Genomic DNA, 6,720 nt, shown 5'->3' on the forward strand with positions numbered 1-6,720 from the left:
TTCGATCATGGTGACCTCCTCAATTAGTGAGGTCGACCATTCTCAAGCCGATAACCTCTGAAATGACGTCGGCTTTCAGACGATTGAAGACGTACTTGGGTCCAATTCGACCGATCCGACGACGGATGTTGACCCGAAGCGGTCCTCGGAGCGAAATCGAGGTCGGGCTGGTTCGCGCATCTTAGCTGGCCCATGAGAGTCGGGGGGACTCGAGACAACCAGACGGGCGGCTGATGTCCCCCGGGAGGTTGCAGCGGGCCCCCGCTCGAGATCACTCCAGGGATAGACGAACAACCGAGCCAAGGACGGCGTTACGGTGACCGCGAGTCGTACGCGCGCCTGCGATCTGTCGCGCGCGAACCGCCGGGCGACCGAGCCCGCATTCCGCGGGGCCGGGACGGCAGCCGATCCGAGTGATCGGTCTGAACGGGAGCAGGCCCAGCCAAATGCGGGGCTGGAGCATTTCGGCCGTTTACCATTTCAAATCGCAGCCAGACAGGAAACGCTCTTGCAATCTGCAGATCGCCATCGAGCTGCAGCGTAGTGCGGGCCGCGTAGCGCCATTTCGTATGGCCAAGATAGACTTCGACGTAATCACGGATATTGCCGCGAAGTGTGAGATCGACGGCAAATCCCGGGTCCTTCATGCAGATGTCGACGCCGGATCGTCTGAGGATCAGCCACATGATTCGGAATTTCGTACGGCTCGCCGGCACGCCTGAAAATTCGAAGCGCAGGACGATCCGGCGATCCGGCAACGCGCTCAGATCAACACGCCTGCGCAATCCCCATATCAGGAGGGCGGGATCAAGGTCGGAACGTTTGATTCGGTCATGGGTGTGCGTCATTCCCCACTGGCCGAGCGCTTCCACCACCGCCCGCAAGTCCTCGCCGGCGGGCGTGAGCCTGTACTCACGACCGACCCCATCGGTGCGCGGCCGGCGTTCAATGACACCGTGGTTCTGCAGCTCACGCAGCCGCGCGACCAGGACGGCCCGGGAGATCAGCGGCACGCCGCGATGGATGTCGTTGAAGGAGAGCGCGCCAGCCATCAGCTCGCGCACGATGAGCGGAGTCCAGCGATTGGCGAAAATCTCCGATGCCTTTGCGACCGGACAGAACTGACCGTAACCAGCGGGCATGTGCCCGATGTAGTCACCCGCGGGTCAACTTCAAGTATGAAAAACAGACTAGGCAGAAGGAGGCGCCTCCTCCACATGTCGGCGCGACGCCGCTATTTGCGCGGTCCCTTTCACCTTCAGGTCGTCTCGTGTTCGGCGCCGATATCGCAAGGAATACATCGCAATGACAGATTACGTCCTAATCCACGGAGCGTGGCATGGCAGTTGGTGTTGGAGTCGCGTGCGCGGCCTGCTGGCGTCGGAAGCGCACCGGGTATTTACGCCAACGCTGACGGGCATTGGAGAACGCTCGCATCTCTTGAGCCGCGATGTCGGCCTCGACACCCACATCGCAGATGTCGCCAACCTCATGATTTTTGAAGACCTGCGCGAAATCGTCCTGGTGGGACACTCCTACGGCGGAGTCGTCGCGCGTCACGTTGCCGACCGTATGCCGGACCGGGTTCGCTCTCTTGTCTATCTCGATGCTTTCGTGCCTGACAACGGCAAAGCCCTTTTTGACTACTTGCCTGATAGCGGCAGGAGGTACCGGGAGCTGGCTGTGGCCAACGGCGATGGTTGGAAGGTCCCGCCACCCCCGGCGCGGTCGTTCGCGGTCAACGCGGCAGATGCCGAGTGGGTGGACCGACAGTGCACGATGCACCCGTTGTCCACTTTTGAAGTGCCGGCGCAGATCAGCGGGGCCTGCGATGGCGTCCCAGCCATCGGATACATTCTGGCGGCCGGCTTTGAGGGGCCATTCAGGCAATTTTTCACCCAGGCAGGAGAGCGCCGCTGGTGGCAGGCGGAGCTTGCGTGCGGACATGATGTGATGCTCGACATGCCAAAAGAGCTGACGGCCCAGCTGCTACAGCATCGGTGAAAGTTCGACAGGAGCTTGCGATGAAGTTTGCATACCTAAGTTCAGTTATAATGCTACTAGCGGCGCCGCTGCGAGCGGGTGAGAATGGCATCGTGGAGAAGCCGATTTTGTCGACTTCGACAACTGCGATTGACCAACCCCTTGTCCTGTCGCTAGACGACCCACAGGTGACTGTGTCTGTGTACGAGATCCGTCCAGGCACTGTCCTGCCAGAACATCAGCACAAGTACCCGCGATACGGGTATGTCTTGTCCGGGCAGCTTCGTGTCACCTACACCGCAACCGGTAGAAGCGACGTTTACGGACCTGGCGACTTTGTCGTTGAGGCGATAGAGCGGTGGCACACAGGCAGGGCTGACGGCTTGGAGCCGGTCAAGTTGCTTGTCATTGACCAAGTCGAAAGGGGGCAGAAGAACATCGACATCCGCAAGTGATCGACCCGCGCAGCCTTGATCATCAAGCGCGCCAGTACAGGACGTGTCTCTTGCGCTCAATCACCGTCGGGTACCGTATATCCGCGACTGGCCTAAGTCGGTTACACGTTGGCGCGCCCGGTCCGGCCATGGTTCCAGTGGGTGGGACGACTGCGAGAACATATTCACGATTTGGAGAGCAATCCGTTGATTTATGTTGCATATACACTAATCTAAGTGAGTTATAGCAGTGGAATGCAAATGATCGACGCTTTGGCGAACGAGATAAATCGTGAGTGTCTACTGACGCGGACGCGCCAGATTTCACGGGTTATCACTAGTATCTATGATCAGCACCTTCGACCATTCGGCATCAACGCACCTCAGTTTTCTCTCCTGGTCGTCATCGCACGGCTTGGAGAGGCGAGCCGCGCCGAGATCGGCCGGCAAAATCATCAGGAAAGATCGACGCTAACGCGAAATCTTCAGCTGATGCTGTCAGAAGGCTGGATCATGGAAACGGCGGCTTCCAATTCTCGGGGGGGCCGGGCAATCGCGATAACGAAAGCAGGGAGAAAGCTGCTGAGCGAGGCCGCGCCAGCATGGCGCGCTGCCCAAAAGCTCGGAAAGGATCTGCTGGGCGAGAGTGGTGTGGCGGCCGTTAAGAGTATTGCCAAGGGACTCTGACGGCTTGACGCGTAGAGGCAGCCTTTTGCCCATTCCGTTGTAGATACAACATAAGGAGGTACAATCCATGAGTAAAGTTAGAGCCGCCGCGGTGCAAATCAGTCCGGTCCTATATAGCCGTGAGGGTACGGTGGGAAAAGTAGTTGAAAAAATCGCCGAGCTCGGACGTCAAGGTGTACAGTTCGCGACGTTCCCCGAAACGATCATTCCGTACTATCCCTACTTCTCGTTCGTGCAGTCCGCTTTTCAGCTCAATCTCGGTAAGGAACATCTTCGGTTGATCGATCAGGCGGTCACCGTTCCCTCGGAAGTCACCTCCGCGATCGGCGAGGCGTGCCGGCAAGCTGGTTTGGTCGCGTCGATCGGCGTCAACGAGCGTGACGGAGGAAGCCTATACAACGCACAACTGTTGTTTGACTCCGATGGAACACTGATTCAACGCCGCAGGAAAACTACCCCAACTTACCACGAGCGCATGATCTGGGGACAGGGCGACGGGTCGGGCTTGCGTGCTGTCGACAGCGCGGTGGGGCGTATCGGGCAGCTCGCTTGCTGGGAGCACTACAATCCGCTCGCGCGCTATGCTTTGATGGCCGACGGCGAACAGATCCATTCCTCAATGTATCCCGGCTCGTTTGCAGGCGACCTGTTCTCGGAACAAACGCAGGTCAATATCCGGCAACATGCGCTGGAATCGGCATGCTTCGTGGTCAATGCGACCGCCTGGCTCAGCCCAGACCAGCAGGCACAAATCATGGAGGATACTGGCTGCAGCATAGGGCCGATCTCGGGAGGTTGCTTCACCGCAATCGTGTCGCCGGATGGGCAATTGATTGAAGAGCCGCTTCGCTCGGGCGAGGGTGAAGTGATCGCGGATCTCGACTTCTCGCTTATTGATCAGCGAAAACGCCTGATGGATTCCCGCGGTCATTACAGCCGGCCGGAACTGGTCAGCTTGCTTATCGACCGCAGCCCAACGCAGCATCTTCATGAACGCAGCGGGCATGGTCGCGGAGCCTCGGTTCAGGAGTTTGTCGAGGCATGAGGTCGACGATGTGTTTGACGGGCCAGCGTCGCGCAAAAGATCAGCTAACGAAGGGCCTTTCCGATCGGGAGTTATGGACGGCGGATGCGCGACAACGATACGCCTGGACGCGGTGTCGCGCGGGGCTCACGTAATGAGGAATGCGCCTGAACCTCTCGGACAGTGCGATCTCGAACGACAGCGTCGCATGGCAGAAGCCTATGGACCTCATCGAGCTCCTTGGCGTGATGGGCTCCCCATTCGATGACCGCCTCCAAGATGGACCGCAGGCTTTCGCCGAGCGGGGTGAGCAGGTATTCGATGCCCTGACGATGTCCGGCGCTGGGCTGCCGGCTCACCATTCCGTGTTCCTCAAGCGCTCGCAGTTGCTCGAGCAACACCTTCTGCGAGATGCCGGTGATGCGCTGTTCCAGCTCGCATGTGCGTTGCGGGCCATCCAACAGCACATGAAGGATGACTGCCTTCCAACGTCCCGAAAAGACGCCTAGCGCGCGCTCGGCCGGCAAGCCCGGCAGTCTCTTCATGATCTTCATTGGCCACCACTGACTAAACGGTGTGTAGATGGGCACGGCTGCCGAAAAGTAAACCTTCGATGGCAACCGACCGAGGGAAAAGCTATGACTGACCTATTCGAATCTCAACTGCTTGGCGGCACTGTTCCGCTGAAGAACCGCATCGTCATGCCGCCCATGACTCGCACGCGAACGTCTGAGGGCGACCTCCCGACCGATGGTGACCTCCCGAACGAGCTGATCGCCACCTATTACGGCCAGCGGGCCAGTGCCGGTCTGATCATTACCGAGGCCGCCGACGTGGATCAGTCCAGCCACGGTTACGCGAGGACACCCGGAATTCACTCGGAAGCCCAAATGCAGGGCTGGCGTCTGGTGACCGATGAGGTTCACCGTCATGGCGGCACGATCTTTCTGCAGTTGTGGCACGTCGGCAGGATGGCCCATTCCTCGATTCTGCCGAACGGCCAGGCCCCGGTGGGTGTCACCGCGCAACGGGCAGAGGGTTCATCGGTGTTTGCCCACGGCCCGGACGGCCGGTTGGGTTATATGCCTGCGGAGACGCCGAGGCCCCTCAGCACGGATGAGGTGTCGGCCATGGTGGGCACCTTCGCCAAAGCCGCCGCCAATGCACGGCACGCCGGTTTCGATGGTGTCGAACTCCATGCAGCCAACGGCTATCTGTTCGACCAGTTCATGAACTCAGTGCTCAATACGCGCACCGACCGCTACGGCGGGGGCAGCATGGAAGATCGTACGCGCTTCCTGATGGAAGTCGTCGATGCAGTGGTGGCTGAATTCGGTCAGGGGCGCGTGGGTGTTCGCCTGTCTCCGTTCGGCAAGTACAACTCCATGCCGCCGGAGCCGCTTGTCGAGGAAACGTTTTTGTACCTTGCCGAGCAATTGGGGCGTCGCGGCGTGGCATACATCCATCTGCTCTACGAGCTTATGCCCGAAGGAAATATGGAGACGGCGGAGTTCAAACCTCGGTACCTCGACCACGCTCTGCTTGCCAAGGCTCGGGCGGCGTTTCCTGGCGCCTTCATCTGGTGTGGCGGCTTCAAGGACCGCGAGCGCGCCCAAGCTTCGCTCGACACCGGGCTGGTGGACCTGATCGCCTTCGGCAGACCGTATATCGCAAACCCGGACCTTGTTGAGCGTCTCAAGCACGGCTGGCCGTTGGCCGAGGCCGACCGATCAACTTATTACACCCGACGCGGCGAGGTGGGTTACACGGACTTCTCTGCATATCGATCGGTAGCGCTGCACGCGGCGGCAGGTTGACCGCGGCGGTAGGTCGAGCAGGTGTTGGGGCCGGGCGGTTCTGCGGACCCCTGCTGGTCGACCACGAAACTCGGCCGCACGACGCTGGCGAGGTCGTCCTGATCTCCCCCGTGATTGCGGATCAGGTGCGCTTGGCCGCCCTTGTTCACGAGAGGTAGAGACATCATGACAAAACGGGCATTTCTCGTCACCGGTGCCAGCAAAGGCATCGGCCGCGCGCTCTCAACGCGGCTCGCCGCTGCCGACACAATGCACATGCGTTTGTTTACGTGCTGGAGGGCTCCGTCGTGATGCAGTTGAAGGGTGGACAAGAGGTGACACTGACACCGGGACAGACCTTCTATGAAGGCCCTGACGATGTTCATGTCCTCGACCGGAACGCAAGCAGCACCCAGCCGGCGAAATTTCTGGTGTTCTTCATCAAGGACAAGGGCGCCCCGGTGCTCGTGCCCGCACAGTGACGGTTACAACCCAAACTGTTGCGACCCAAGTACACGAAATTGATTGCGGGAAACGCTCTGCCTGATGTTTGCTGCGATGCCTGAGTCCGCTTGTGGCCCATCAGCGAAGTAACGCCTCGTCTGACGGAGGTCCGCTAATTGGGGCATGGCGGACTAGATTTGCTCATGCTGAGTTCTTCGCAATTTGACCCAAACCGGACTTCCTTCTCCATGCAGCTATAGGGCCGTTACGTCAGGCCAAGTGCTGAGGCGATTTGCTTGTCTTCACGCCCGTAGTTGATGGCCCCTTGAATAGGTGACATCATCATGAGCAT

8 protein-coding genes are annotated in these 6,720 nt (G+C 59.5%); 6 read left to right on the plus strand and 2 right to left on the minus strand.

Annotated elements, in window-relative coordinates:
* Nucleotides 1-311: 311 nt before the first annotated feature.
* Nucleotides 312-1,142: a helix-turn-helix domain-containing protein gene (locus OZ411_RS42235; RefSeq protein WP_282532701.1), complete on the minus strand. Its 831-nt coding sequence runs from the start codon at nt 1,140-1,142 to the stop codon at nt 312-314.
* A 163-nt stretch (nt 1,143-1,305) separates the two neighbouring features.
* Between OZ411_RS42235 and OZ411_RS42240 the strand changes: the two genes are divergently transcribed.
* The 4 genes from OZ411_RS42240 to OZ411_RS42255 all read left to right on the plus strand — a co-directional run bounded on the left by OZ411_RS42240 (nt 1,306) and on the right by OZ411_RS42255 (nt 4,149).
* A complete protein-coding gene (locus OZ411_RS42240) occupies nt 1,306-2,004 on the plus strand; it encodes an alpha/beta fold hydrolase (protein WP_282532702.1) in 699 nt (232 codons plus the stop codon).
* 20 nt (nt 2,005-2,024) lie between these two features.
* Nucleotides 2,025-2,438: a cupin domain-containing protein gene (locus OZ411_RS42245; RefSeq protein ID WP_282532703.1), complete on the plus strand. Its 414-nt coding sequence runs from the start codon at nt 2,025-2,027 to the stop codon at nt 2,436-2,438.
* A gap of 240 nt (nt 2,439-2,678) precedes the next feature.
* Nucleotides 2,679-3,104, plus strand: a complete 426-nt coding sequence (locus OZ411_RS42250) for a MarR family transcriptional regulator (protein WP_245287694.1) — start codon at nt 2,679-2,681, stop codon at nt 3,102-3,104.
* 67 nt (nt 3,105-3,171) lie between these two features.
* Nucleotides 3,172-4,149 carry a nitrilase-related carbon-nitrogen hydrolase gene (locus tag OZ411_RS42255; RefSeq protein WP_282532704.1) on the plus strand — a complete coding sequence of 326 codons (978 nt, stop codon included), beginning with the start codon at nt 3,172-3,174 and terminating at the stop codon, nt 4,147-4,149.
* Nucleotides 4,150-4,220: 71 nt separating this feature from the next.
* On the opposite strand, the gene OZ411_RS42260 is transcribed toward OZ411_RS42255, so the two are convergent.
* Complete coding sequence (locus OZ411_RS42260) at nt 4,221-4,682, minus strand: helix-turn-helix domain-containing protein (protein ID WP_080664196.1); 462 nt, start codon at nt 4,680-4,682, stop codon at nt 4,221-4,223.
* Nucleotides 4,683-4,766: 84 nt separating this feature from the next.
* On the opposite strand from OZ411_RS42260, the gene OZ411_RS42265 reads away from it, so the two are divergent.
* Together OZ411_RS42265 and OZ411_RS42270 are read left to right on the plus strand one after the other, a co-directional pair.
* Nucleotides 4,767-5,945, plus strand: coding sequence for an alkene reductase (locus tag OZ411_RS42265; RefSeq protein WP_282532705.1), 1,179 nt, complete (start codon nt 4,767-4,769; stop codon nt 5,943-5,945).
* 290 nt (nt 5,946-6,235) lie between these two features.
* Complete coding sequence (locus tag OZ411_RS42270) at nt 6,236-6,406, plus strand: hypothetical protein (RefSeq protein ID WP_282532706.1); 171 nt, start codon at nt 6,236-6,238, stop codon at nt 6,404-6,406.
* Nucleotides 6,407-6,720 lie beyond the last annotated feature (314 nt).

Origin of the sequence: Bradyrhizobium sp. Arg237L (genome assembly GCF_029990105.1) — a bacterium.
Lineage (GTDB): Bacteria > Pseudomonadota > Alphaproteobacteria > Rhizobiales > Xanthobacteraceae > Bradyrhizobium.